General features: G+C 41.8%; 1 rRNA gene. It reads left to right on the forward strand.

What is annotated here, in order from left to right:
• Positions 1 to 142: 142 nt before the first annotated feature.
• Positions 143 to 263, forward strand: a 23S ribosomal RNA gene (locus tag M3196_RS21850); the annotation flags it as partial.

Genomic DNA, 263 nt, shown 5'->3' on the forward strand with positions numbered 1-263 from the left:
AGAACTCTCTCTCTAAATCAAATAACGTTTTCTTATGGAAAAGGTTATTTCTTATGTTCTTTGAAAACTAGATATCGACATCCAAACAAATGCAAGGCAGATATATTATTTATCTGCGCCAAAGCAATAACTTTTTTTATAAGGTTAAGCTAGAAAGGGCGCACGGTGGATGCCTTGGCACTAGGAGCCGAAGAAGGACGGGACGAACACCGATATGCCTCGGGGAGCTGTAAGTAAGCACTGATCCGGGGATTTCCGAATGG

This window comes from Fictibacillus nanhaiensis, assembly GCF_023715445.1.
Taxonomy (GTDB): Bacteria; Bacillota; Bacilli; order Bacillales; family Fictibacillaceae; genus Fictibacillus; species Fictibacillus nanhaiensis_D.